23 protein-coding genes are annotated in these 23436 nt (G+C 38.6%); 8 read left to right on the forward strand and 15 right to left on the reverse strand.

Going from position 1 to position 23436, the window contains the following annotated elements; all coding sequences use genetic code 11:
* Nucleotides 1-233: 233 nt before the first annotated feature.
* Nucleotides 234-1337 (forward strand): alpha-hydroxy-acid oxidizing protein, encoded by a 1104-nt coding sequence (locus IGJ49_RS10685; RefSeq protein ID WP_224434147.1) that lies wholly within the window; start codon nucleotides 234-236, stop codon nucleotides 1335-1337.
* Nucleotides 1338-1539: 202 nt separating this feature from the next.
* Here IGJ49_RS10685 and IGJ49_RS10690 read toward each other — a convergent pair whose 3' ends face one another.
* Both IGJ49_RS10690 and IGJ49_RS10695 read right to left on the reverse strand, forming a co-directional pair.
* Complete coding sequence (locus tag IGJ49_RS10690) at nucleotides 1540-2322, reverse strand: PhzF family phenazine biosynthesis protein (protein WP_137072640.1); 783 nt, start codon at nucleotides 2320-2322, stop codon at nucleotides 1540-1542.
* Between the two features lie 7 nt (nucleotides 2323-2329).
* Nucleotides 2330-3289 carry an ornithine cyclodeaminase family protein gene (locus IGJ49_RS10695; RefSeq protein WP_023520072.1) on the reverse strand — a complete coding sequence of 320 codons (960 nt, stop codon included), beginning with the start codon at nucleotides 3287-3289 and terminating at the stop codon, nucleotides 2330-2332.
* 92 nt (nucleotides 3290-3381) lie between these two features.
* On the opposite strand from IGJ49_RS10695, the gene IGJ49_RS10700 reads away from it, so the two are divergent.
* The 3 genes from IGJ49_RS10700 to IGJ49_RS10710 all read left to right on the forward strand — a co-directional run bounded on the left by IGJ49_RS10700 (nucleotide 3382) and on the right by IGJ49_RS10710 (nucleotide 8208).
* On the forward strand, nucleotides 3382-4776 hold the full coding sequence (locus tag IGJ49_RS10700; RefSeq protein WP_409173938.1) for a PLP-dependent aminotransferase family protein: 1395 nt from the start codon (nucleotides 3382-3384) through the stop codon (nucleotides 4774-4776).
* Between the two features lie 205 nt (nucleotides 4777-4981).
* Nucleotides 4982-6622 (forward strand): malolactic enzyme, encoded by a 1641-nt coding sequence (locus IGJ49_RS10705; RefSeq protein ID WP_224434148.1) that lies wholly within the window; start codon nucleotides 4982-4984, stop codon nucleotides 6620-6622.
* A 263-nt stretch (nucleotides 6623-6885) separates the two neighbouring features.
* The gene (locus tag IGJ49_RS10710; protein ID WP_010734811.1) at nucleotides 6886-8208 is read left to right on the forward strand and encodes a 2-hydroxycarboxylate transporter family protein; all 1323 of its coding nucleotides are present in this window, start codon (nucleotides 6886-6888) and stop codon (nucleotides 8206-8208) included.
* A 67-nt stretch (nucleotides 8209-8275) separates the two neighbouring features.
* Here IGJ49_RS10710 and IGJ49_RS10715 read toward each other — a convergent pair whose 3' ends face one another.
* The 7 genes from IGJ49_RS10715 to IGJ49_RS10745 form a co-directional block, all read right to left on the reverse strand.
* Nucleotides 8276-8716, reverse strand: coding sequence for a GNAT family N-acetyltransferase (locus IGJ49_RS10715; RefSeq protein ID WP_023520077.1), 441 nt, complete (start codon nucleotides 8714-8716; stop codon nucleotides 8276-8278).
* A 150-nt stretch (nucleotides 8717-8866) separates the two neighbouring features.
* The gene (locus IGJ49_RS10720) at nucleotides 8867-9172 is read right to left on the reverse strand and encodes a DUF1292 domain-containing protein (protein WP_010734809.1); all 306 of its coding nucleotides are present in this window, start codon (nucleotides 9170-9172) and stop codon (nucleotides 8867-8869) included.
* Between the two features lie 21 nt (nucleotides 9173-9193).
* Entirely contained in the window at nucleotides 9194-9625 is a 432-nt protein-coding gene (gene ruvX, locus IGJ49_RS10725; RefSeq protein WP_010734808.1) for a Holliday junction resolvase RuvX, read from the reverse strand.
* On the reverse strand, nucleotides 9622-9888 hold the full coding sequence (locus IGJ49_RS10730; RefSeq protein ID WP_002290885.1) for an IreB family regulatory phosphoprotein: 267 nt from the start codon (nucleotides 9886-9888) through the stop codon (nucleotides 9622-9624). Before IGJ49_RS10730 ends, ruvX begins: the two co-directional genes overlap by 4 nt.
* Before the next feature lie 258 nt (nucleotides 9889-10146).
* The gene (locus tag IGJ49_RS10735) at nucleotides 10147-10866 is read right to left on the reverse strand and encodes a DNA/RNA non-specific endonuclease (RefSeq protein ID WP_023520078.1); all 720 of its coding nucleotides are present in this window, start codon (nucleotides 10864-10866) and stop codon (nucleotides 10147-10149) included.
* Nucleotides 10867-11149: 283 nt separating this feature from the next.
* Entirely contained in the window at nucleotides 11150-11530 is a 381-nt protein-coding gene (locus IGJ49_RS10740) for a hypothetical protein (protein WP_023520079.1), read from the reverse strand.
* Between the two features lie 3 nt (nucleotides 11531-11533).
* Nucleotides 11534-11923 carry a TetR/AcrR family transcriptional regulator gene (locus IGJ49_RS10745; protein WP_010734805.1) on the reverse strand — a complete coding sequence of 130 codons (390 nt, stop codon included), beginning with the start codon at nucleotides 11921-11923 and terminating at the stop codon, nucleotides 11534-11536.
* 224 nt (nucleotides 11924-12147) lie between these two features.
* Here IGJ49_RS10745 and IGJ49_RS10750 point away from each other — a divergent pair, with 224 nt between their 5' ends.
* A complete protein-coding gene (locus IGJ49_RS10750; RefSeq protein ID WP_023520080.1) occupies nucleotides 12148-12900 on the forward strand; it encodes a threonine/serine exporter family protein in 753 nt (250 codons plus the stop codon).
* A 15-nt stretch (nucleotides 12901-12915) separates the two neighbouring features.
* Nucleotides 12916-13389: a threonine/serine exporter family protein gene (locus IGJ49_RS10755; protein ID WP_010734803.1), complete on the forward strand. Its 474-nt coding sequence runs from the start codon at nucleotides 12916-12918 to the stop codon at nucleotides 13387-13389.
* 158 nt (nucleotides 13390-13547) lie between these two features.
* On the opposite strand, the gene IGJ49_RS10760 is transcribed toward IGJ49_RS10755, so the two are convergent.
* Complete coding sequence (locus IGJ49_RS10760) at nucleotides 13548-14387, reverse strand: TIGR03943 family putative permease subunit (protein ID WP_062804858.1); 840 nt, start codon at nucleotides 14385-14387, stop codon at nucleotides 13548-13550.
* A gap of 10 nt (nucleotides 14388-14397) precedes the next feature.
* Entirely contained in the window at nucleotides 14398-15321 is a 924-nt protein-coding gene (locus IGJ49_RS10765; RefSeq protein WP_438723399.1) for a permease, read from the reverse strand.
* 278 nt (nucleotides 15322-15599) lie between these two features.
* Between IGJ49_RS10765 and IGJ49_RS10770 the strand changes: the two genes are divergently transcribed.
* Complete coding sequence (locus tag IGJ49_RS10770) at nucleotides 15600-15950, forward strand: thioredoxin family protein (RefSeq protein ID WP_438723401.1); 351 nt, start codon at nucleotides 15600-15602, stop codon at nucleotides 15948-15950.
* A gap of 53 nt (nucleotides 15951-16003) precedes the next feature.
* Here the strand turns inward: IGJ49_RS10770 and IGJ49_RS10775 are convergent, their stop codons facing one another.
* Both IGJ49_RS10775 and IGJ49_RS10780 read right to left on the reverse strand, forming a co-directional pair.
* Complete coding sequence (locus tag IGJ49_RS10775) at nucleotides 16004-18247, reverse strand: ATP-binding cassette domain-containing protein (RefSeq protein ID WP_438723402.1); 2244 nt, start codon at nucleotides 18245-18247, stop codon at nucleotides 16004-16006.
* 252 nt (nucleotides 18248-18499) lie between these two features.
* The gene (locus IGJ49_RS10780) at nucleotides 18500-19156 is read right to left on the reverse strand and encodes a redox-sensing transcriptional repressor Rex (protein ID WP_010734798.1); all 657 of its coding nucleotides are present in this window, start codon (nucleotides 19154-19156) and stop codon (nucleotides 18500-18502) included.
* Between the two features lie 215 nt (nucleotides 19157-19371).
* On the opposite strand from IGJ49_RS10780, the gene IGJ49_RS10785 reads away from it, so the two are divergent.
* Nucleotides 19372-21312, forward strand: a complete 1941-nt coding sequence (locus IGJ49_RS10785) for an ABC-F family ATP-binding cassette domain-containing protein (protein ID WP_010734797.1) — start codon at nucleotides 19372-19374, stop codon at nucleotides 21310-21312.
* Nucleotides 21313-21385: 73 nt separating this feature from the next.
* Here the strand turns inward: IGJ49_RS10785 and rhaM are convergent, their stop codons facing one another.
* Together rhaM and IGJ49_RS10795 are read right to left on the reverse strand one after the other, a co-directional pair.
* Entirely contained in the window at nucleotides 21386-21709 is a 324-nt protein-coding gene (rhaM, locus tag IGJ49_RS10790) for an L-rhamnose mutarotase (RefSeq protein ID WP_010734796.1), read from the reverse strand.
* 397 nt (nucleotides 21710-22106) lie between these two features.
* The gene (locus tag IGJ49_RS10795; RefSeq protein ID WP_010734795.1) at nucleotides 22107-23177 is read right to left on the reverse strand and encodes a hypothetical protein; all 1071 of its coding nucleotides are present in this window, start codon (nucleotides 23175-23177) and stop codon (nucleotides 22107-22109) included.
* Nucleotides 23178-23436 lie beyond the last annotated feature (259 nt).

Genomic DNA, 23436 nt, shown 5'->3' on the forward strand with positions numbered 1-23436 from the left:
GTAAATTTCATCAAAGTTGCTAACAGATAAAAAACAGCTATGATTCGATTTTCTTCTTTTAGTCGAGTATTCAAAGCGTGACTATACTCTTGCATAGCGGTAACTCTCCGTTCAGTTAAATAAAATAAAACAGATTATTTGCCTGTTTTAAAAACAAGGCGTAGTATAAAAATGTAAACGCTGACAAATTCAATATTATTTATTGATCGATACTACGAAAGAAGGTTTGTTTTATGGAAATGATTTATCAAGCTGGCTCACAAGAAGGTCAAATCAATTTTATCAATACAGAAGACTTAGAAATGGCGGCAGCTCAAGTGATTCCTACTGGCGGATACGGCTATATCAGTAGTGGTGCTGGAGATCTCTTTACGTATCAAGAAAACGTGCAATCATTCAATCATCAATTGATTATTCCTCATGTTTTAAAAGACGTGGAAATTCCAGATACAACGACTTACTTTGACCAAGAAACATTAACTGCGCCAATCATCATGGCGCCTATTGCAGCTCATGGTTTAGCTCATACACATGCAGAAAAAGCTTCAGCTAAAGGAGTTGCCGATTTTCATACGATTTATACGGCGAGTTCTTACGCTTCCTGTACATTAGAAGAAATCCGTGAGGCCGGTGGTCCAGATGCACCACAATGGTTCCAGTTTTACATGAGTAAAGATAATGGGATCAATTTAGATATTCTAGAGATGGCCAAACGTAATGGCGCAAAAGCAATCGTTTTGACAGCTGATGCAACCGTTGGTGGGAATCGAGAAACAGACCTTCGCAATGGCTTCACTTTTCCATTGCCAATGCCGATCGTTCAAGCCTATCAGTCAGGGGTCGGACAAACGATGGACGCAGTTTATAAATCCTCCAAACAAAAGTTAAGTCCAAAAGATGTGGAATTTATTGCCGCTCATTCTGACTTACCCGTTTATGTAAAAGGTGTGCAATCAGAAGACGATGTTTATCGTTCATTAGATGCGGGGGCAAATGGCATCTGGGTATCGAATCATGGCGGTCGTCAATTAGATGGTGGGCCAGCAGCCTTTGATTCTTTGAAATATGTAGCAGAAGCCGTCGACAAACGTGTCCCTATCGTCTTTGATAGTGGTGTTCGTCGTGGTCAGCATGTCTTTAAAGCCATTGCTTCTGGTGCCGATCTAGTCGCGATCGGTCGTCCTGCCATTTACGGTTTAGCTCTCGGTGGAAGTACAGGCATCCAACAAGTATTCGACTTCTTCAAAAAAGAATTAGAAATGGTCATGCAATTAGCTGGGACGCAAACCATCGAAGATATCAAAAATGTGACATTACGGGAAAATCGTTTCTTCTAAATTGAGAAAATCTCAAATAAAACAAGCGCAGTTTCCATAATTATTTCGCACTTTTGAATCCAAATAAACGAACATCAAAAAAAGCTTTTAAAAATAAGCAAGAAGACCCAAAAATTTGAATAAATTTCGGGTCTTCTTGCTTATTTTTCAGAGCTGTATGCTATTTATTGCACTCTGTATCCTACCTGTTTGGATGGATTTTCTAAATGTACGCTTCACCTTTTGCAAACAAAGTTGCTTCGCCACTGATCATCACGCGTTCACTTAACCACTTGCAAGTCAAGAACCCACCTCTGGCAGAAAGTTGTTGAGCAACCAAGTCGTCCTTTCCAAGCTTTTGTGCCCAGTAAGGAATCAAATTCGCATGAGCCGAGCCACACACTGGATCTTCATTGATCGTTAGTTTTGGGAAAAAGGTCCTAGAAACAAAATCTTCTTTCTTTCCTTTGGCTGTGACAATCACGCCGACGCCTTCTTCTAATTCCCTCATTGCAGTATAATCAGGCGTCAGCTTTGCCACTGTCTCTTCGTCTTCTAATACAAAAAATAAGTCCCTTGCCAGATAAGCCTCTTTTATTCTTGTGCCGATTGCTTGTTCGTATGCTGGTAATATAGCAATTGGTTGCGGTAAAATACTTGGAAAATCCATCGCATATTTTTGCTCTTTTTTTGTGACAACTAGGTTCCCACTTTGCGTTGAAAATGAAATCATGGATTCACTGATACCATAGAAGTGGAACAATACAAATGCGGTTGCCAAGGTCGCATGACCACATAAGTCGATTTCACGATCAGGGGTAAACCAACGTAATTCATAACCTTTCTCTTTTCTAACGGTAAAGGCTGTTTCGGATAGGTTATTTTCGATGGCGATTTTTTGCATGGTATCATCAGGTAGCCATTCATCTAACACAAAGACCGCAGCAGGATTTCCTTTAAACACTTCATTGGTGAAGGCGTCAACTACATAATAGGGTAAATTCATTTATAAACTACTCCTTTACTTTTTGATAAATATATTCGGCACAACATAAATCTTCCACTGCTAAGCCAACCGCATCAAAGATCGTGATCGCTTGTTCGTCTGTACGCCCTGTTTTCTGATGGGTGACTAATTCACCTAGAGAACCGAGGATGTTTGTCTGATCAATTTTCCCTTCTGACAAGGGAATCAAATAGTCGCCACTTTCCCTTTTGACCGCTTGGTAATCATCTACATACAATTGTCCAGATGCCATCAAATCACTCGTTAATTCACGAATCTCTGGTGTAAATGTACCGATTGCATTGATATGCGTGCCTGGTTTAACCTCTTTTTTTGATAAAAAAGCATGTTTACTAGGTGTTAAAGTACAGACAATATCTGCTTCTATAGTCGCTTCAGCCAATGTCGAGCAATCAATAAAACGCAGTTTTGGATAATTAGTTTGCTGTTCTAGGATAAATTGTTTTCGTCGTGTTTCATCTAAATCATAGACATATACACGGTGAATCTTTCGGACACAGGTAATTGCGGCTAGATGTGAAACTGCTTGTTGTCCAGTTCCGATCAATGTGAGTGTATCTGCTGATGGCTTTGCTAGATAATCTGTGGCTAATGCTGAAACTGCTGCGGTTCGTATCCAAGTCACGGCATTCGCATCGATCATTGCGACGGGTTGCCCGTTTTTTGAATCGAAGAGCATGATTTCACCCAAATGTGATGGTAGCTTTTGTTTGTGATTGCTTGGAAAAGCCGTGATGATTTTTGAACCAAAGTACCGGTTTCTTCCCAAATAAGCGGGCATCATCGCAAATACATTTTGTTTCTCGCCATCTGGTAATTGTTGGACCATTCGATTCTCTTGAGAAATCTTTCCGACTTGAAAATCTTTAAAACACTGTTCCATTACGTTGATTGCTTCTGTAAAACTAAAATGGGTGATTACTTTATGACTATCGATGATTTGCATATTTCCCCTCCTTTTTTCTATCCTAGCGCCCGAAAACAATACATTCAATGATATAATTGTATGGAATACAATTTTTGAAAGAAGGAACGAGTATGTCGATCAACTCTTATGAGAATTATCCACTGACTTGGCGTCCAGATAAAAAAAAGTTACATCGCCCAATCTACCAATCACTTATCACGCAGCTAGAAGCTGATATCTTATCAAATAAATTACAAAAAAATACAAGGTTACCTTCCCAAAGAGAACTAGCTGATTTTTTAGACATCAATTTCACAACAGTTGGTCAAGCTTATAAGTTGGGTCTAGAAAAAGGGTTACTCTATACAAGTATCGGGAGTGGGACATTTGTTTCCCCAAATGCGTTTACCTCCATCACTATTTCTTCTGATCAAGTACCTGATCATGTCATTGATTTTGGGTTAGTCAGTTCATTTGATGAATGCAACGAAATGATCACTCCTTTTATTCAAGCTGTTTCACAAAATCATGCGACTAACGGACTTCTTAGCTACCGTGAACCATTAGGGACAACCTATCAATTGACGATTGCCAAAAAATGGTTGGGAACACAAGGTGTCTATGCTTCAAGGGAACAGATTGCTATTGTTTCAGGTGTCCAAAACGGCTTGGCGATCACGCTAGCTGCTTTGTTTTCTCCAGGAGATCGTTTGGCAGTCGATCGCTATACTTATTCGAATTTCATTGAGCTTGCTCACCTTTACCATATGGAAATCGTGCCGATTGATTTTGATGCGGAGGGTATGCTTCCAGAATTACTTGAACATGAATGTCGGAAAAAAGCAATCCACGGTATTTTTCTGATGCCTTCATGTAACAATCCTATTGGGTTTCAACTATCTGCAAAACGGAGGCAACAGCTAAAAGAAGTCATTACAAAGCAACAATTGATCGTGATCGAAGACGACATCCATTCTTTTTTGACTACCTATAATCAAAAAACACCCATTCCCTCATTCCAGCAGTTACTTCCTGAACAAACCATTTATCTTGCCGGAATGACCAAGTTTATCTGTGCAGGCATGCGTGTTGCCTTTCTAGTATTTCCCGATAAGTACAAACAAAACATCCAACAGGCGATTTTCAATATCAATGTCAAAACCTCAAGTTTAGATGCTGAGATTGTCACGCAAATCCTATGTTCAGAAACCGCACAGGACATACTCGAAACAAAATCCAGCTATACAAAACAAGCAAATGAACGATTCGATACACTTTTCAACTTGCCTCGACCGACCAATCCACTTCCTTTTTATCGAAATCTCCCTGTTCGAAATGATCTGTCTCCGAAAACGATCGAACAAGCTTTTTTAAATAAAGGGATTCGTGTCTATCATTCACATCGTTTTACGACACAACCGCAACATGATCCTTTTATTCGAATTGCTTTATCCTCTAATCCTTTGGAAGTATTAACGAAAGGACTTGAAATCGTCAAGAAAGAAATCGTGTACTTTCAACGATGACTTATCATATAAAATCAAAATGATCCAACTCATTCTTTTTGTTTTTAACTGCTCGAATCCCCATCGAGGAGGAGCCTATTTTTAATCATAGGCTCCTCTTTTTTCTATTGTCATATAAATAAAATTTATCATAACTACCTATTTTGACTATAGCCTTGAGCGAATCCTATACTTCGTATGTATTAAAACTTAGGAGGAATCATTCATGCTAACAGGGTTAAACTTATTAAATAATCCATTTTTAAATAAAGGAACTGCTTTTACAAAAGAAGAACGTAAAAAATACGGGATTGCCGGAATGCTTCCTAGCACAGTCCAAACATTAGAACAACAATCTGTGCAAGCATATGGCCAATACCTAAGCAAACAAACTGATTTAGAAAAACGTATTTTCTTAATGAACTTATTCAATACAAACCGCACACTTTTCTATAAATTGATGGGACAACATTTAGTAGAATTTATGCCGGTAGTATATGATCCAGTAGTTGCAGATGCAATCGAACAATACAATGAAATTTTCTTAAAACCACAAGATGCTGCATTTCTTTCGATCGATGAACCAGAATTGATCAAAGAAAGTTTGAAAAATGCCGCAGCTGGTCGTGATATTCGTTTGATCGTTGTTACAGATGCAGAAGGTATCCTTGGAATGGGTGACTGGGGAGTTAATGGTGTTGACATCGCAATTGGAAAACTAATGGTTTATACAGCAGCTGCTGGTATCAATCCAGCGCAAGTATTACCTGTATCGATCGATGCTGGTACAAACAATGAAGAGTTATTGAATAATCCGTTATATCTAGGAAACAAACATGCGCGTGTCGAAGGTGATTCTTACTATGAATTCATCGACCAATTCGTTTCATCTGCTACAGAACTATTCCCTGAATTATTGTTACACTGGGAAGACTTTGGTCGTGGCAATGCCGCAACGATCTTAGAAAAATATGAAGACAAAATCACGACATTCAATGATGACATCCAAGGAACAGGGATCGTCGTACTAGCTGGTGTACTCGGCGGATTGAATATTTCTGGTGAATCATTGAAAGATCAAACGATCCTAACATTCGGAGCTGGAACAGCTGGAGTCGGCATTGCGAATATCTTATTAGATGAAATGATCCGTCAAGGTGTACCAGAAGAAGAAGCACGTAAACACTTCTATCAAGTGGATAAACAAGGACTATTATTCGAAGATACTGAAGGATTGACACCTGGACAAATTCCTTTTGCACGTAAACGTTCAGAATTTACCAATAGTGAAGAATTGACTAATTTAGAAGCTGTTGTCAAAGCAATTCACCCAACGATCATGATTGGTACATCTACTCAACCAGGGGCATTCACAGAAGAAATCGTCAAAGAAATGGCTAGCCATACACCACGACCAATCATCATGCCTTTGTCTAACCCAACAAAATTAGCAGAAGCAAAAGCAAAAGATTTGATTGAATGGACAGATGGAAAAGCATTAGTCGGAACAGGTATCCCTGCGGATGATGTGGAATACAATGGCGTGACTTATCAAATCGGACAAGCAAACAACGCATTGATGTATCCAGGTTTAGGACTTGGTTTGATTGCTTCAACAGCTACTCGTGTCAACGCTGAGATCATCTCACAAGCAAGTCGTGCATTAGGTGGTATCGTTGATGTCACAAAACCAGGGGCAGCTATTTTACCACCAGTTGCAAGAATCACTGAATTCTCACAAACGATTGCTGAAACAGTCGCTCAATCAGTCGTGAATCAACAATTGAACCGTGAAGAAATCACTGACATCAAAGCAGCTGTCGAAGCAGCTAAATGGGTGCCTGAATATCAAGATTTAGAAGCTTAATTCACGCTAGTCTCTTTCACAATAATTCGTTACTAAACAGTTCTGAGCAAAACGAGACTTAAAGTAAAAAATACGCATGGTAAACATCGAAGCCTTGGATCATTCGTTCACCGAGAAATAGGAAAACCAACTATTTTTCAACGAATTGATCCAAGGGGTGTTTTTTGCCAAGAAATACTGGAGCCAGTTGAGGAATAGCTTTAGATTATTTTCCAACTCATAGGGAACTCCTCTTACGTTAATCAAGGAAAGGATCTGTAAGAATGTTACATCAAGAACAAACGACTTCTACAGTCGTTAAGACAAACAAAGAAGGTTTTTGGGAAACAAAAATCAGTGGGGTCAGTTTACCTATCTATTTGATCATGGTTCTCGTTTTGATCGTTGCGATGGCATTAGGTAAATTACCAACAAATATGATCGGTCCTATCGCCGTGCTCGTCATTTTTGGGAATCTATTCCATTTTATTGGGACAAAAATCCCAATCGTCAAAAGTTATTTAGGTGGTGGTTCTGTTTTTGCGATCTTCGCTTCCGCAGCTATCGCAACCTTTGGTATTTTACCTGATTATGTCGTGAAATCAACTGAAAACTTTGTCAATAATATGGGCTTTTTAGACTTTTATATCGCTGCTTTGATTACCGGAAGTATTCTAGGAATGAACCGCAAATTATTGATGAAGGCTTCCGTTCGTTTTATCCCTGTTGCACTTATTTCTATGGTTGTTTCATTTTTTGCAGTTGGACTTGTGGGAATGTTGATTGGGAATGGCTTCGCTAATTCCGTATTATACATCTCTTTACCTGCCATGGCTGGTGGTGTAGGTGCTGGCGCTGTTCCACTATCAACTATTTATGCAAACGTCTTAGGAACAGATGCTTCTGCTATTATTTCACGTTTGATCCCTGCAACTGCAATGACAAATGTGCTAGCCATTATCGGAGCCGCTTTAGTGGCTCGTGCTGGACAATCCATGCCAAAATTGAATGGTAATGGGAAACTGATGGAAAAAGGCGATCTAGGTGACGGCAAACCACGCAATGTGAAACCTTCTATCCCTCAATTAGGTGTTGGTTTAATGGTCTCGATCACATTCTTTATTCTTGGCCAAATCTGTAATTTCTTTGTACCAAAAGTTCATGCTTATGCTTTCATGATCATTATTGTGGTCATCTGTAAAATCACCAATGTTCTTCCTGAATACTACGAAGATGCAGCAATCATGTTCAATAACTTGATTGTTAAAAACTTAACGGCAGCTGTTTTAGCAGGTATCGGGATTGCTTTATTGAATTTGAATGTTTTAGCTTCTGCTTTAACATGGCAATTCGTCGTACTCTGCTTAACAAGTGTCATCGTCATCTCCCTTGTCTCTGCATTTGTTGGTCGTCTATTTGGACTTTATCCGATCGAATCAACGATTACAGCAGGACTATGTAACAATTCAATGGGTGGTACAGGAAATGTTGCCGTCTTATCCGCATCAAACCGCATGGAATTGATTGCTTTTGCTCAAATGGGCAATCGTTTAGGTGGAGCGATCGTCTTGATCATTTCAGGATTTTTGATGCAACTATTTTCTTAATTCGAATAAATGTAAAAAAACTTCTCGATCATTATTCGAGAAGTTTTTTTGCGATGACCTTCATCATTCATTTAGAAAATCTTTTTTGAAATTGCTTTTGCCATTTGGTTGAATGATAGCCGATACGTTCATAAAAACGATGTGCCTCGTTGCGATATTCGCCAGAGTTTAGTCGAACACCAAAGTAGCCACGTTCTTTTCCTTGCTTCTCAACACTCTCCATCAATCGTCTGCCAATTCCTTGATGTTGCGCTTTTGAAGAAACTGCTAATGCTAAAATATTGAACAACGTTGGACTTAACAATGTTGCATACTTTTGGGCATGGACATATCCTAATACTTTCCTCGTCCCTTCTTCCTCATAAACATCAATGACATAGATCTCTGGCTGTGCCAAGATGTATTTTAATTGCTTCGTTGTTTCCGAAAGTGGCATCTCATACCCTAATTCTTCCTTATTTAGCTTGTTTATGGTTTCTGCATCCTCCACACGAGCAGTTCTGATCATTTTGGTCTTCCTTTCTTCTCTAAGGTTATATACTATGCTAAGGATAGTATGGATTTTTCTATCGAAATGAACCATGGTCAATTCCTTGATCAAAAGAATGATAAAAAAAGAGAAACCTTGTCATTTCAAGGTTTCTCCACTATTTTAATACTATTCTTCTTCTTCAGCCATGAATGTATTGAAGACCTCTTCGATCATATCCCATTCAGCATCTGTTTCGATTTGTTCTAATTCGCCTTCTGTTCCGTCTTCGTTTTCAACGTAGGCATAGGCTTGTAATTCTACATCTTCATCTTCCGGTACGCCGGCTGGATAAAGCAATACGTAGTTACGACCAAATTCTTCTTGTCCATCGACTGTTAACAAGATTTCGTATAATGTTTCATTTCCTTGATCATCGACCAATGTGATATGTTCATGTCCTTCATGATCATGTGTATGATTGTGTTCTGCCATTAGAACCCCTCTTTTCATTTTTTAAAATAGTTGTTTTCCCGAACCATCTAAATAATTTTGTAAAATCATCACCGCAGCAAGCTTATCGATGACTTTTTTTCTTTTTGCTCTTGACGTATTTGCCTGTTCGACCAACATGCGTTCTGCTTGGACGGTAGTCAGTCGTTCATCTTGATAGTCGACTGGTAGAGAAAACATTTCTTTGATCTTTTCTCCGTAAACCATTGAGCTTTCTGCTCTCGGACCGATTGAATTATTCATGTTTTTCGGCAAGCCTACAACAAAACGATCTACTTCGTACTGTTTGACCAGTTCTGCCAATCGTTCAAATCCAAATTCTTCTTTATCTTCATCGATACGAATGATCTCTACGCCTTGTGCAGTCCAGCCAAAAGGATCACTAACAGCGACACCTACAGTCTTTGAGCCGACATCCAAGCCCATCACTCTCATAGATTCACTCCATGATTTGAGAGATAGTCTTTGACGATCACTTCCATGATTTCATCGCGTTCATGACGACGGATCAGATTCCTTGCATCACGATAACGAGGAATGTAGGCCGGGTCTCCAGAAAGCAAGTAGCCCACAATCTGGTTGATTGGATTGTAGCCTTTTTCTTCCAAAGCCCGATAAACGATCGCTAATGTTTCGCTGACTTCTTTTTTACGACTATCATCAAAACCAAAACGTACGGTTTCATCTGTAAAACCCATGATTCTACACCTCTTTCCGCAGGGTAGTCAAATTACCCTCTACACCCTTTATTTTACTCGAAATGTGGTAAAACTACAAATAAATATTCCAACTTCGCTGGAAATATAAAAATAATAATGATTTCTTATTTGATTGTATCGATTCCAACATTTATGAGTACACTTTCTTACAGTATACGTGATATTTAATCAAAAATAAGTCTTTTCTCTGTTTTTTCAAAAAATTCACAAAATATTCAAATAACGAACGCCTATGGATCATGTTTTCTTAGCTTGCCCCGTTTGATAGTTGATCGTATAACCGTCTTGCACATTATAGATAAACACATTGAACGAGATTTGGTTATCTTCAATGCTTTGGGCTTCTAACTGAACACCTCGTGCTACTAGTTCTTCCCCTTCAAAATGTGGTGTTACCCGATAGCGAACGTGATGATTGGTTTCTTTGATGTATGCGGCAATATCATTTTCATGTGCCAGCATATGAGGGGTATTCAACGAACGAGTCCCTGTCATCAAATTTTTGATGTTATTGTTTTGACCAGTTAGCTGAAAACCTATCAAGTGGCTTCGATTGTAAAGCCATTGTCCGTCACTCAATTTTTTTTGTTTCCAACCTGTAGGATCGATATAAAGAGACTCACGTTTTTCTTTAGGGAACATCTCTTTTCCTAACATGGCATTGGCTTGACCTACACGATTCAGTCGATCGATATCGGAATAACTTTCCCATGTTCCTTTATCTAAGCTCAGTTCTTCTTTTGTAAAAGTTGGCTTATTTTGATTGATTTCGATTTCTTGGTGCGTGCCGTCGTATTCTGGAACATTCGCCACTTGTGAGACTTGAGGTTTTGAATCAAATAAACCTGTCAGTTGTTGAACGAGATCAGAGTCTTTTTGCGTCGTTGAAATCCCTAATGCACCAGCTAAAAGAGCAACTGCGACTCCTATGATTGTTTTGGTTGTTTTTTTGCTCATGTATCTACTCCTTTATTCAGTCGAACTTCATAAATCTTAACATACGTTCCCCTTTTTTAAAATAAAGAAGTATTTAAATTCTTTCAACAATTCCTTCTTCAAAAATTATATACGCATGTTTAGTCTATTTCCTAAAATAAACAACCTAAATTTCCACGTGAAAGGAAATCTAGGTTGTTACTAAAACTTCATCACTCGATTCGATTGATCTTCTTATCTATTCTATCACCAAGTAAATACGTTTTCCGATAGGACAATTAGGCGCTCAACATCGATTCTTATTTCAAGTTTCTTTTACAAAGTTTGCTCTGTTCATTGCCTGTTCAATCATCGCGACTGTTGCTTCTGGGTCTTCTACTCCAATGATGAGACGATTGAATTCTTCATCTTTTAGTGTGATAACGACTGCGTTTTCTTTTCTTTTGAGGTCATAAAATACCTTGTTTGAATCTTGGACGAATGTTCCGGCAAAATAATGTCCATAGGCATCAACTCCCATTCTTTTTTCGCCAAATTTCGGTGTATCTTCCCAGACATCGGCATCCACAGTTGCGCCTAATACATTGGATAATGGTGTGGATATTTCATTTTTCAATGCCCACAGTTTTCGTACGCCCTCCATACTGATGATCAATCGATCATTTTGGATTTCAACTTTAGCCATTTTCTACTTCCCCCTGTCCGTAAGATCCGCTCGACGCATGACTCGATCAGCAATGATCGTTTCAATCGAACCTTCGTTTTTCTCTTCCAAAGCGGTGATTACCTTCTGTGCGACTTTCTTTACTTCGTTGTCATCTGCCGTACGTTCTAATAATGCGATGATCAATAAATCAATCAATAACCCATTATCGGTCACTCCATCTTCAGCTATATAGTTAAAGCAAGTCGTAAATAAACCAGCTTTACTATAATAAGCAGAGTATAAACTTCCTCGAAGCAAGCCAGTCGCTTTTACCAATTGACTGATCGACGTCCCTGCATACCCATTTTTGGCAAATATTTTTGCCGATTCTAGTAAAACTTTCTCTTCATTAAATTCTCTCGTTCTTCCCATAACTTAATTATGCCACATTATTGAACGATTGGTCAACAATTAACCAAAAAGCTTGATTTAGCCTAACTGTTGACTTAACACTTGGATCTCTTCTGCATTGCTCTCACTTGGATCTTATTTTACCTTTCACTGCTTATTTTTTTGATTCAAGTTTTCTTTTTATACGTTTTCCAATTTGTTTGTAGTAAAATAAATACAAGAAAACAACTATTGGAGAAAATGCCATGCCAGAAAGAGATTTAGATTTATTGCTTAATACCTGTTTATTGGCGGGAAAAATAATGACGGAAAGTAATGCAGAGATGTACCGTGTAGAAGATACGATGAGTCGGATCGCTTCTGCTTCTGGAAATTATCGCTTAGTTAGCTACGTGACCCAAACAGGACTATTTATCGGATTTGATCGGACTTCGACGATCCGCATGGAACAAATCACCAATCGAACGATCAATTTAGAAAGAGTAGTCAAGGTCAATAATCTTTCAAGAAAATATGTTGCCAATGAATTGACTTTGGAAGAACTATATAGCGCATTACAAGAAGTCGAGAAAGATCGTCGGATGTTCCCAGTATGGCTACAAATCATCAGCGCTGCTATTATTAGCGGGACGATCATGATTTTGTTTGGTGGCGAATTGAAAGATTTACCGATCACATTGTCGATTGGTGGAGTGGGCTACATTGTTTATCTTTGCAGTTTGCGTTTTTTTAGAATCAAGTTTTTAGCTGAATTCCTTTCCTCTTTGATTATCGGCATTGCCGCTATTTTAAGTGTGCGTTTAGGAATCGGTCTCAATCAGGATTTGATCATCATTGGTTGTGTCATGCCGTTGGTTCCTGGTGTTCAAATCACCAACGCGATTCGTGATCTATTAGCGGGGCACTACGTTTCTGGTGTTTCTCGTGGAGCAGAAGCGATGATGACTGCGGCGATGATTGGTTTTGCAATCGCCTTTATCTTTCAAATCTTCTACTAAGAAAGGACTTTAGCCATGTGGCATGTATTGATTCAATTTTCTTTTAGCTTTTTAGCGACCGCTGCCTTTGCAATCATCACTAATGTGCCAAGGAAAGCCTTAGTTTGGTGTGGTTTAGCTGGTGCCGTAGGTTGGATGATCTATTGGTTGTGTCTAGCTATGGGTGGCGGTGCAGCTTTAGGTTCATTACTAGGTTCATTAGGCGTTGCGTTTGCTAGTGATCTTTTTTCTAAACAACTAAAAATGCCCGTCACGATTTTCAATATCCCCGGTATGGTACCACTGGTTCCTGGAGGCTTAGCCTATCAAGCTGTTCGCAGTTTAGTTACAGGTGCTTATCAAGATGCGGCATTTTTCACTGTTCAAGCGATCATGATTGCTGGAGCGATTGCCTTAGGTCTAGTGATATCAGAAGTATTCAACCACAATATCCGTAGTTTTAAACTGAAACGTGAAGCGATTGTATTGAAGAGAAGAAAGAAAAAATGAGCGTTTCTCGCTTTAATCTTTTTTGTACAGAGCAATCATACTGTGGGATTCTTGCAAGCTTTAATAAAAAAAGTGATAAGAGAGGAAATTCTTACGAGTTTCATCTCTTATCACTTTTTTATTTGTGTTGTACATGACTACAACTTTATTTCGTTCATTTAAAATGCACGATACACATATTGATTTTCAGGAGCAGTGATTTTTTCTACTTTCGTCACTACGACTGAAGGAATCTCTCGCTTGAAAGGTTGATAAAAATCGGTTTGGATCGTTCCTTCGACTTTGTACCAGTCATCATTTTTCACAGTCATTCCTTCTGGCAGATGCGTCAACAATCCAAAAACCCCGGAATCAGCAACACAGTGGATGATCCCAAATCGAAACAGAAAGGTATCAGTAGCCTTGTCATTTTTCGACTGATAGATAAAGCCTTCATAAGAGACTTTCTTACCAATGAATTCGCTTGGATAGTTGTAGATCAATTCCATGATCTCTAAATAATTATCGTCTGTGATCGCAATCGTTTGTTCATCTTCGTATTTGTCTTTTAACTCATTCATTTGATCTTGATAGTCGGATTTATTGAAATAAATACTCGTATCTGGTTTCAAATATTGCGTTTGCACTTGTGGATCACCGACAGATTCTTTGCTTAGTGGAAAGTTGAACCCTTTCGCTTCCACGATCGTTGTGTTTAAACTAACTGTCGGAAACAGTGTTCCTACAACGATCGGCAAGGCTAATAAGAGATAAGCAATCCAACGCTGATACGGTTTTGATAATCCGTGATCATGAGAATCATGGGACTCATGGACTCCTTTTTTTCCATCTGCTTTTACCCAAAGATACAACTGAACTAAGGCTAGTAAGGCAGATAAAACCATCGATAATACTGCCAAATAACGATAATGGACATTGATGTATTGATCTAAACGCCCTGAAACTTGAAGATACATCATCATTTCAAAATAACCAGATAAAATCAAAAATCGCAGCATGATTCTCCTCCTAAATAAATAGTGTAAAGCCGATAACACTTAAGGCAATCAGCCCGATCAATGAAACGATGAAGCGTGTGTTGAAGTAACGTTTCATCATCAATAGGTTTTTGATATCCACCATTGGTCCAAAAACTAAGAAAGCAACAACTGGAGCTGTTCCAAAAAGACTTAACAAAGAGGAACCAATAAACGCATCCGCCTCGGAACAAAGAGACATCGTGAATGCCAATACTAGCATGATCAAAATGGCTAATAGCTTTGTCGAACCTAACGTCAACATCACTCTCGTAGGTAAATAGGTTTGCATCCCTGCAGCAATCAAACCGCCAATGATCAAATAGCGGCCCGTATCGAAGAACTCATCAATCGAGTGAGTCAAGACATGGAGGATTCGATATCCCCATTTCTGTGGTGCGATTGCTTCCACTTCCTCATGCTCATGTGTATGGGAGTTAGGCTCAACCATCGCTGAATCAAATGAAGACTTCAAGATTGTGCCTTTTTGGATATAGGCCAACCAGACACCTACAATCAGTGCGACAATAAAACTTCCTAACATGCGCAGTCCCGCCATTTTCCAAGTATTGCCAAATGCAATAAAAGTTGAAAAGATCACGACTGGATTAATGATTGGCGCAGTGAGCATAAACGCAAATGCTGTGTGGACAGGAACCCCTTTTCTTACAAACTGATGAACGATTGGAACGATCCCACATTCACATGAAGGAAAGAAAAAACCTAAAATAGACCCAACAATAATCGATAAAAAGCGATTTTTAGGTAACCATCGTTTGACACGTTCGGGGGTCAAAAATACTTGTAAAGCACCTGAGATGATACATCCCAATAAAACAAACGGCAAGGCTTCGATAACGATCGATAAAAAAATCGTTCCCATCTGCGATACCGAATTTGGAATAAACGAAAACATATAATTTCTCCTTGTCATTTGAACTTCATTCGCCCATCAATATACGCTTTTCTTCAATAAAATACAAGAAAGCTTAAATTTTTTTCATAAGTTTAAGAAATCAAAAAAAGCTTTTTTATTGACATCTCCGTCATAAGGATTTACTTTTAGCACAGCTAAGATGAAGATTCAGGTAAAAAGAAGAGAGTCATTTACCTATTTTCTATCTGTATACGACTGAATACTTTTTCACCATCGAATTAGCGATGTGCTAAAAGTAACCTTAAGGAGTTATCACCATGAAAGAAACCTATGATTTAACTGAAGTCTTAAAAACTATCCAAGAAGAACCGACTGTCGTGCTTGCGATTTCCACCCCCAATTGTAGTGTTTGTCATGCAGTAGTGCCAAAATTGGAACAATTATTGACTCATTATAATTTCCCAGCGTATCATTTAGATGCCTTCGAGATGCCGGAAGTAGCTGGCACATTCCAAGCATTTACTGCACCAGTGATCTTGCTCTTCCATTTTGGAAAAGAAGTCGAGCGACAAGCCCGCTTTATTCAATTTGAACAACTGACAAAGCGTTTAGATCAATTAAATGAATCAAGTGATCAAATCGGCTACGATACTTTATTTGATCACTAGAAAAAAGAGCGACAAGTCATTTTCTACAAACAATGACTTGTCGCTCTTTTTATTTAAACATCCATCAAATAACGAGCTGTGATCGACTGTTCACAAGTAACGATTTTTTCTGGTGTTCCTTCATAAAGGATCTCGCCACCACGAATTCCCCCATCGATCCCTACATCGATCAACCAATCTGCCGCCTTCATGATTTCCAGGTTATGTTCAATGACGATGACCGTATTGCCTTTATTGACCAACCGTTCGATGATTTCTAAGATACTCTTGATATCTGCCATGTGTAAACCGGTTGTTGGTTCGTCCATAATGTAGATATTGCCTTTTTTACTTAATTCTTTCGCCAGTTTCAACCGTTGACATTCTCCTCCTGACAATGTATTTAACGGTTGTCCCAACGTCATATATCCTAGCCCTACTTCTAAAATTTGTTTCAATTTTCGTTGAATCGATTTTTCTTCAAAAAATGCCACCGCTTCAGTCACACTCATCGCTAATACTTCATCGATCGATTTCTCTTTTAATTTGTACTGATAAACTTCTTCTTTGAATCGTTTACCGCCACAGGCTTGGCAAAGGACCTCTACAGAATCCATAAAAGATAATTCCATTTTGATATGACCATGTCCTTTACAAGTTTCACATGCCCCTTCTGAATTATAAGAGAACAGTCCGGCAGAAACATTATTTTCCAACGAGAAGACCTTGCGGATATCGTTCATGATCCCTGAATAAGTCGCTGGGTTAGAACGAATATTCCCTGCAACAGCTGACTGATCGATATTGATTGCTTCCGGGTACTCCTTCGCAAACACACCATTCACTAAACTGCTCTTTCCTGAACCAGCTACTCCGGTCACTACTGTAAAAACACCTAATGGTACTCTGAGAGAAGTATTTTTAAGATTATGCAATGTCGATTTTGAAGTTTCAATAAACTTGTCTGTTTTTCTTGGCTCCTGTTTGAAATCTGTCATTTGTCCAAAAGCTTTTCCTGTCAATGTATCTGAAGCCAGTAATCCTTCGTAACTACCTTCATAGGTGATATACCCACCATTTTTTCCTGCTTTTGGTCCAACGTCAATGATATGATCTGCTACTTTGATGACATCTGGATCATGTTCTACAACAATGACCGTGTTTCCTTTATCACGCAATTTGATCAATAGTTCGTTTAACCGATGAACATCTCGTGGATGTAACCCAATACTAGGCTCATCGAAGATATAAATGACGTCATTCAAACTAGAAGATAAGTGCTTGACCATTTTCACTCGTTGGCTTTCTCCTCCAGATAAAGTCGCTGTCTCGCGATCTAAAGAAACGTAATCTAACCCAATATTGATCAGATCTTGTAGTCGTGATTGGAGATTTTTCAACACTGGTTGGATCATTTCATCTGTGATCCCCGGTAAGATTTCTAATAGTTCATCCAGTTGCATCGCTAAGAAATCTGCGATTGAATATCCGTTGATCTTGCAGCCCAAAACCTTTTGATTGAATCGTTTTCCCTGACATTCTGGACATCTTTGTTCATCCATGAACGCTGCGATTTTTTTCTGGGTCGCGGCAGAGCTCTCATTGCCCCCTTTTATATTGGAACGATTGAAACGTGCCACTAATCCCTCATAGGTCGAACTCATCCCTTCCATATACAACGAATCGATTTTTTCTCCTGAAGCATACAAGAACTTTTCCATTTCTTCTGTTGAATAATCCTTTAATGGCTTATCATTGTCAAAAAAACCTGTGTTCGTGAAAGACTTCAATAACCAAGATCCGACTTTGTAGCCTGGAAGTATAATCGCTCCTTCATTCAACGATTTTTCTAAATCTAACGCTTTGTCTAGATTCAATCCAACGATCCGACCAATCCCTTCACACGCTGGGCACATGCCGTGAGGATCATTGAATGAGAAATTCCAAGCGGGGCCTAAATGGGGAATGCCAATACGAGAGAAAAGCAAGCGGATCAGTGGGTTGATATCTGTGATCGTTCCTAGTGTTGAACGCGAATTCCCACCTAAACGGCTTTGATCTACAACGACTGCCATAGATAAATTGTCGATGGCATCTGCTTCTGGCTGACTATACTTAGGTAAGAAATTCTGCACAAATTTAGAGAAATTTTCATTGAGTTGTCTTCCCGCTTCTTGGGCAATCGTATCAAAAACGATGGAAGATTTTCCCGAACCGGAGACACCTGTAAAAATCGTGATCTTTCTTTTTGGGATTTGTAAATCAAACCCTTTTAGATTGTTCTGTCTGGCATTATGTATCCTGATATATTCCTGCATTGCTGATCCTCCCGTATTCCCTCGATTTTTTTGGTGAAGTATTATTATAACACAGAAACAATGTATCACTATAATAAATTTCGAAGCTTTCAGTTGTTCACCTATCAGCCTCCTAATTGAAGAGACGCCAATGAAAGAAAATATCACTTATTTTTATCTATTTCTAAAAAAGATCATAAAAAAACAAACTATTTTTTCTAGTGAATAGAAAAATAGTTTGTCATTGATGGTTTAACTTTTCTTTATTTCCGGTTATTCGTTGTCGTCATGCTCATGCAAGGACGCATCGGAATGCAAGAAGTAGATCAACGTTTGTAACTCGTTCGTCAAATCGACATTTTGGATCAATACTTCGGATGGTGCATTTAGTCGAGCAGATGTAAAGTTTAATATCCCTTTGACACCAGCTTCTGTCAAACGATTCACTACTTCTTGTGCTTTTTCGGCAGGTATCGTTAAGATTGCCACTTCGATTTGTTGGATCTTGATTTGTTCGATCATGTCATCCATTGGATAAACGGGGATACCATCAACGATCCGACCCACGATTTCTGGGTTCACGTCAAAAGCGCAGCTGACACGGATACTATTACTTTGGTGAAACTTATATTTCAACAAAGCACTTCCTAGATTACCGACCCCGATCAATGCAACGTTCGTCAATTGGTCATCATTCAAGGTTTTTGCAAAGAAATGCATCAAGTCCTCTACATCATAACCGTAACCACGTTTTCCTAGTTCGCCGAAATAGGAAAAATCACGACGGATCGTCGCACTATCTACTTGGACTGCTTCACTTAGTTCAGTTGATGAAACTTTTTTCTTACCTGCGTTATTCAAGATTCTTAAATAACGATAATATAAAGGCAGGCGTTTTGCGGTTGCCTTTGGAATTACATGGTCTTTCACTTCATTACCTCCACTGTATTTCTTCTCGATTTATACATCATATCAGTACTTACACAAAAAAATCAATTTCGTTGCTTGTATATTGTGAATTTTTATTCTTATTCTCATTTTCCTAGCTTCTCAGAACCTCGCAGTAACTATGAATTTGTGGTAGACTACAATAGAAAAAGTCCATGAAATTCTAGGATAATTCACAAAGTAGAAAAGAGGATTCGATGATACTATTACAAGCCAATCAAATCGCTCGCCATTTTGGCGCTGAGATTTTATTTGAAAATATCCACTTAGAGATCCAAACGGGCGCACGTATCGCTTTAGTCGGACGTAACGGCGCCGGTAAATCGACATTATTAAAAATCATTGCTGGCATTGAAGCCCCAGATGTAGGTAATATCGCAAAAAATAAAACAGCTACCCTTGGTTATTTGGCCCAAGATACAGGATTAGATTCCACTGAAACCGTCTGGAATGAGATGCTAAAAGCATTTGAAGAAGTGCGCTTGATGGAACAGCGGATGCGTGACCTTGAAGTATTTATCAGTGAAGGCACTCCTGACACGCCGGCTTATCAAGCCTTCTTGAAAGAATATGATAAATTGCAGCATGATTTTTCTGATAAGAACGGCTATAGTTATGAAAATGAAATTCGCTCTGTATTGCATGGATTCAAATTTGATCCGTCGTTTTACGAGCAAAGAATCGATACGTTATCTGGTGGTCAAAAAACAAGATTAGCTTTAGCTAGGATGCTTTTACAACATCCAGATATCTTGATCCTGGATGAGCCAACCAACCACTTGGACATCGAAACACTTGCTTGGTTGGAAAACTATTTGCAAAGTTATACTGGTGCCCTTCTGATTGTCTCCCATGACCGTTATTTCTTGGATAAAGTGGCGACTGAGGTATATGAACTAAGTCGGAAAAAGATGCGTCACTATAAAGGAAATTATTCCAAATATTTAGATATGAAAGCTGAACAATTAGCTTCTGATTGGAAAGCCTATGAAAAACAACAAACAGAAATCAATAAACTCGAAGATTTTGTTGCCAGAAATCTTGTCCGTGCGTCAACGACAAAACGTGCCCAAAGTCGTCGAAAGGCATTAGAAAAAATGGAACGGTTAGACCGTCCACAAGGAGATGAGAAACAAGCTCATTTTCTCTTCAACGTGGCGAAACCTTCGGGAAATGTTGTGTTGCAAGTAGAAGATGCCGCTATTGGCTATGACGGCACCATCTTATCTGAACCAATCAACTTGGATATCCGTCGTCAAGAAGCAATCGCATTAGTGGGACCAAATGGAATCGGTAAATCCACTTTACTAAAATCGATCATCCAACAGCTGCCTTTCATCCGTGGAAAAGAAACACTTGGTACGAATGTCAGCATTGGTTATTACGATCAAGGACAAGCGGAACTGCACACTAATAAAACGATTCTAGCTGAATTGTGGGATGAACATCCAACCGTTCCAGAAAAAGATATCCGTTCGATTTTAGGCGCTTTTTTATTTTCTGGTGAAGACGTTGAAAAAACGATCCCCTTGTTAAGTGGTGGAGAGAAGGCACGTGTCGCGTTAGCTAAGCTAGCAATGAATCAAGAGAACTTTTTGATTTTAGATGAGCCAACCAACCACTTAGATATCGACAATAAAGAAGTGTTGGAAAATGCATTGATCGACTATGAAGGAACATTGCTCTTTGTCTCTCATGACCGCTACTTCATCAATCGTATCGCCACTAAAGTCATTGAACTCTCAGAAAACGGAAGCAAAGTCTACTTGGGGGACTATGATTATTATTTAGAAAAGAAAAAAGAAGAAGAAGAAATTGCAGAACTGTTAGCAGCTGAACAACCTGAGGTCAGCACGCCTTCAACAAACAAATCCACTTACTTCCAAAGCAAAGAGCAACAAAAGATCATGCGGAGCTTGCAACGTAAGATCACGCAAATCGAAGAAGATATGGCTCAACTAGAAGAAACAGTGGATGAACTCGAACAACAGATGGTTTCTCCTGCTGTATTAGATGATCATGTCAAATTGAATGAATTAAATCAAGCGCTTGATGAAGCACATCAACTACAAGAAGAAAAGTTGTCTGAATGGGAAAACTTGAGTCTTGAGTTAGAAGAAATCGAAAATAATCAATAGACTCGCTCCTGTCATCCTTTTTAAACAAAACCGCTGAAAGCTGGCTTTATATCCTGCTTTCAGCGGTTTTACTTTAGACTTGTTGATATAAATCGAAAACATGTTTCAATTCGACAGTTACTGGAGAATGGTCTGGATTTGTTTCCATCAGATCTTCCATGAACACCCACCACTTTTGATTGATTGCTGTTTCTGGTACATGACGCCATTTTTCTTCATCTTCAATCTCTAGATACCCAAAAAGAGTATTTGTTTCTGGATCAAGAAAAATCGAATAAGAGCGCGCACCATGTTCAGCCAACATGTCACGCATCTCCGGCCACAATTCATGGTGTCTTTTGAGGTACTCTGCTTCGTATCCTGGGTACAACTTCATTTTTACTGCTTTTTTGATCATTTTTATTCCCCTTTCACTGATTGTTCGATCTGCTCGACCCTAGCAATTATCATTTGGTTCTTACTTCTTTATTTTCCAATTTAAAGCAAGCGTTTACAATAGCAAAAAATAAGGATAATGGTGGCAGATTCACAGGAATTCATCATAGGACAAAAAAGCGACCGCGGTGGGTGGCCGCGGTCTAGGAGTTTATTTTTACTTGAGGAGTAAAAATGAAAAAGTATAGGGTTGTTGGTTGGTATGTATATAGAATAGAAGAAAAGTTTGAAGAATTTTCACTATAATATTTGTCTTTTGTTAGGATAATTCATTAAGAAAAAGTAAAATGCCAAGTCCTTTAGTTACTTAGTAACAAGATAATCATTCCATAGGATAAACTTTACACCTTGTTTTCCCCTTATCTAAGGTAGTTAAAGTAATCGGTTCGTCTACTTCTTACTTTCTTGCTTGCTTTTGCTTGTTGCTTTAAGAAACTTATTTTTTTTCGATTTCTGAAATTAAGTTTTCTTAGTTGGTTCCGAATAAAGACGAATCTTCTTCTATTATTCATTGATTTTTGTTTCTTTTGATAAATGGTTACTTTCCTATTCGCGATGATAATAGCCTTCTTATTTTTTTGTCTGGCGCTATTCTTGCTCGCATCTAGCACTGATGATAACTGTTTTTTTTGACTCTGATCATCTTTTGATGACGCTGTTCCTAATTCTTGGGGCTCTTTGTTTTTTTCTAGGATGGTCATTTTTCTATTTTGAACCATCACCGTTTCAAATACACCCACTCGTCTAGCATCCTGTTCTTGTTTCAGACGATTATTTTTTTCTAATACGCTCTCTGATGACAGGTTAGTCAATGAATCTTCTTGAACATTCGTTGATGGAATAGCGGCTTCTTGCTTGTCCATGTCTTTCAAATATTCTTGGATCATCGGATCAAGCATAAAAAAGCTAGGTTTCGCTCGGTGGCTCACTTCTTCTCTTACCTCATCCTTCAGCAGTCGATTGTACTTTGGATTCTTTAAGCAGAACTGAAGGATTCCCTTTCGTATATCAACGGTTTCTTCTAATGACTGAACTAATCTCGTAAGCACACTAGCATCGACATTTGCATCGATTGTTCGATTTTTCTGTTGCTGAAATTGCTCAAGTTTTTCTTTATCGATACTTAACCATAAATGTATATAATCCGATAAATAGAAATTTTTATCGTAATACTTAGTTATTTGATTAGTCAACTCATTTTGTCCACTGTCTTTGCAGTTGATTGCAATTTTTTCTGCTTGTTGGAGGCGAATGATGGCAGCTTCCTTACTTGACCAAGCCCCGTCAGGTATCTGGTGTTTTAGAATTTTCTCTACTTCTTCTTTGACCGTTTTGTCAAACTCATTAAAAGAAGTTTGTTGATTTTCAATCGTCAAGGTTGGTTCCTGATTTTGACTAAAGATATTCCTGATACGTTGGCTGATTCCCATAATATTCCTCCTTGTTTCTGTTGATAAAATGAGTATACAGTTTGTAAATCGATTCGTTCGCCTTTCTTTTCTTATACATGCAAAAAAAAGACTTGACGTTTTTATTGAACTTAACCTCTTCAAAAACAAGGCGCCATCCACAAAAATTTGAAACACAAATTCCGTGGATGACGCCTTATTTTTCGAGGTTAAATACTTCTGTATCGGTCTCTTGTTTTTCTTTTAATTTGGCGTATCCATCATGAATTACCTCACGCTT

The organism is Enterococcus sp. AZ171 (genome assembly GCF_051714005.1).
Lineage (GTDB): Bacteria > Bacillota > Bacilli > Lactobacillales > Enterococcaceae > Enterococcus_B > Enterococcus_B pernyi.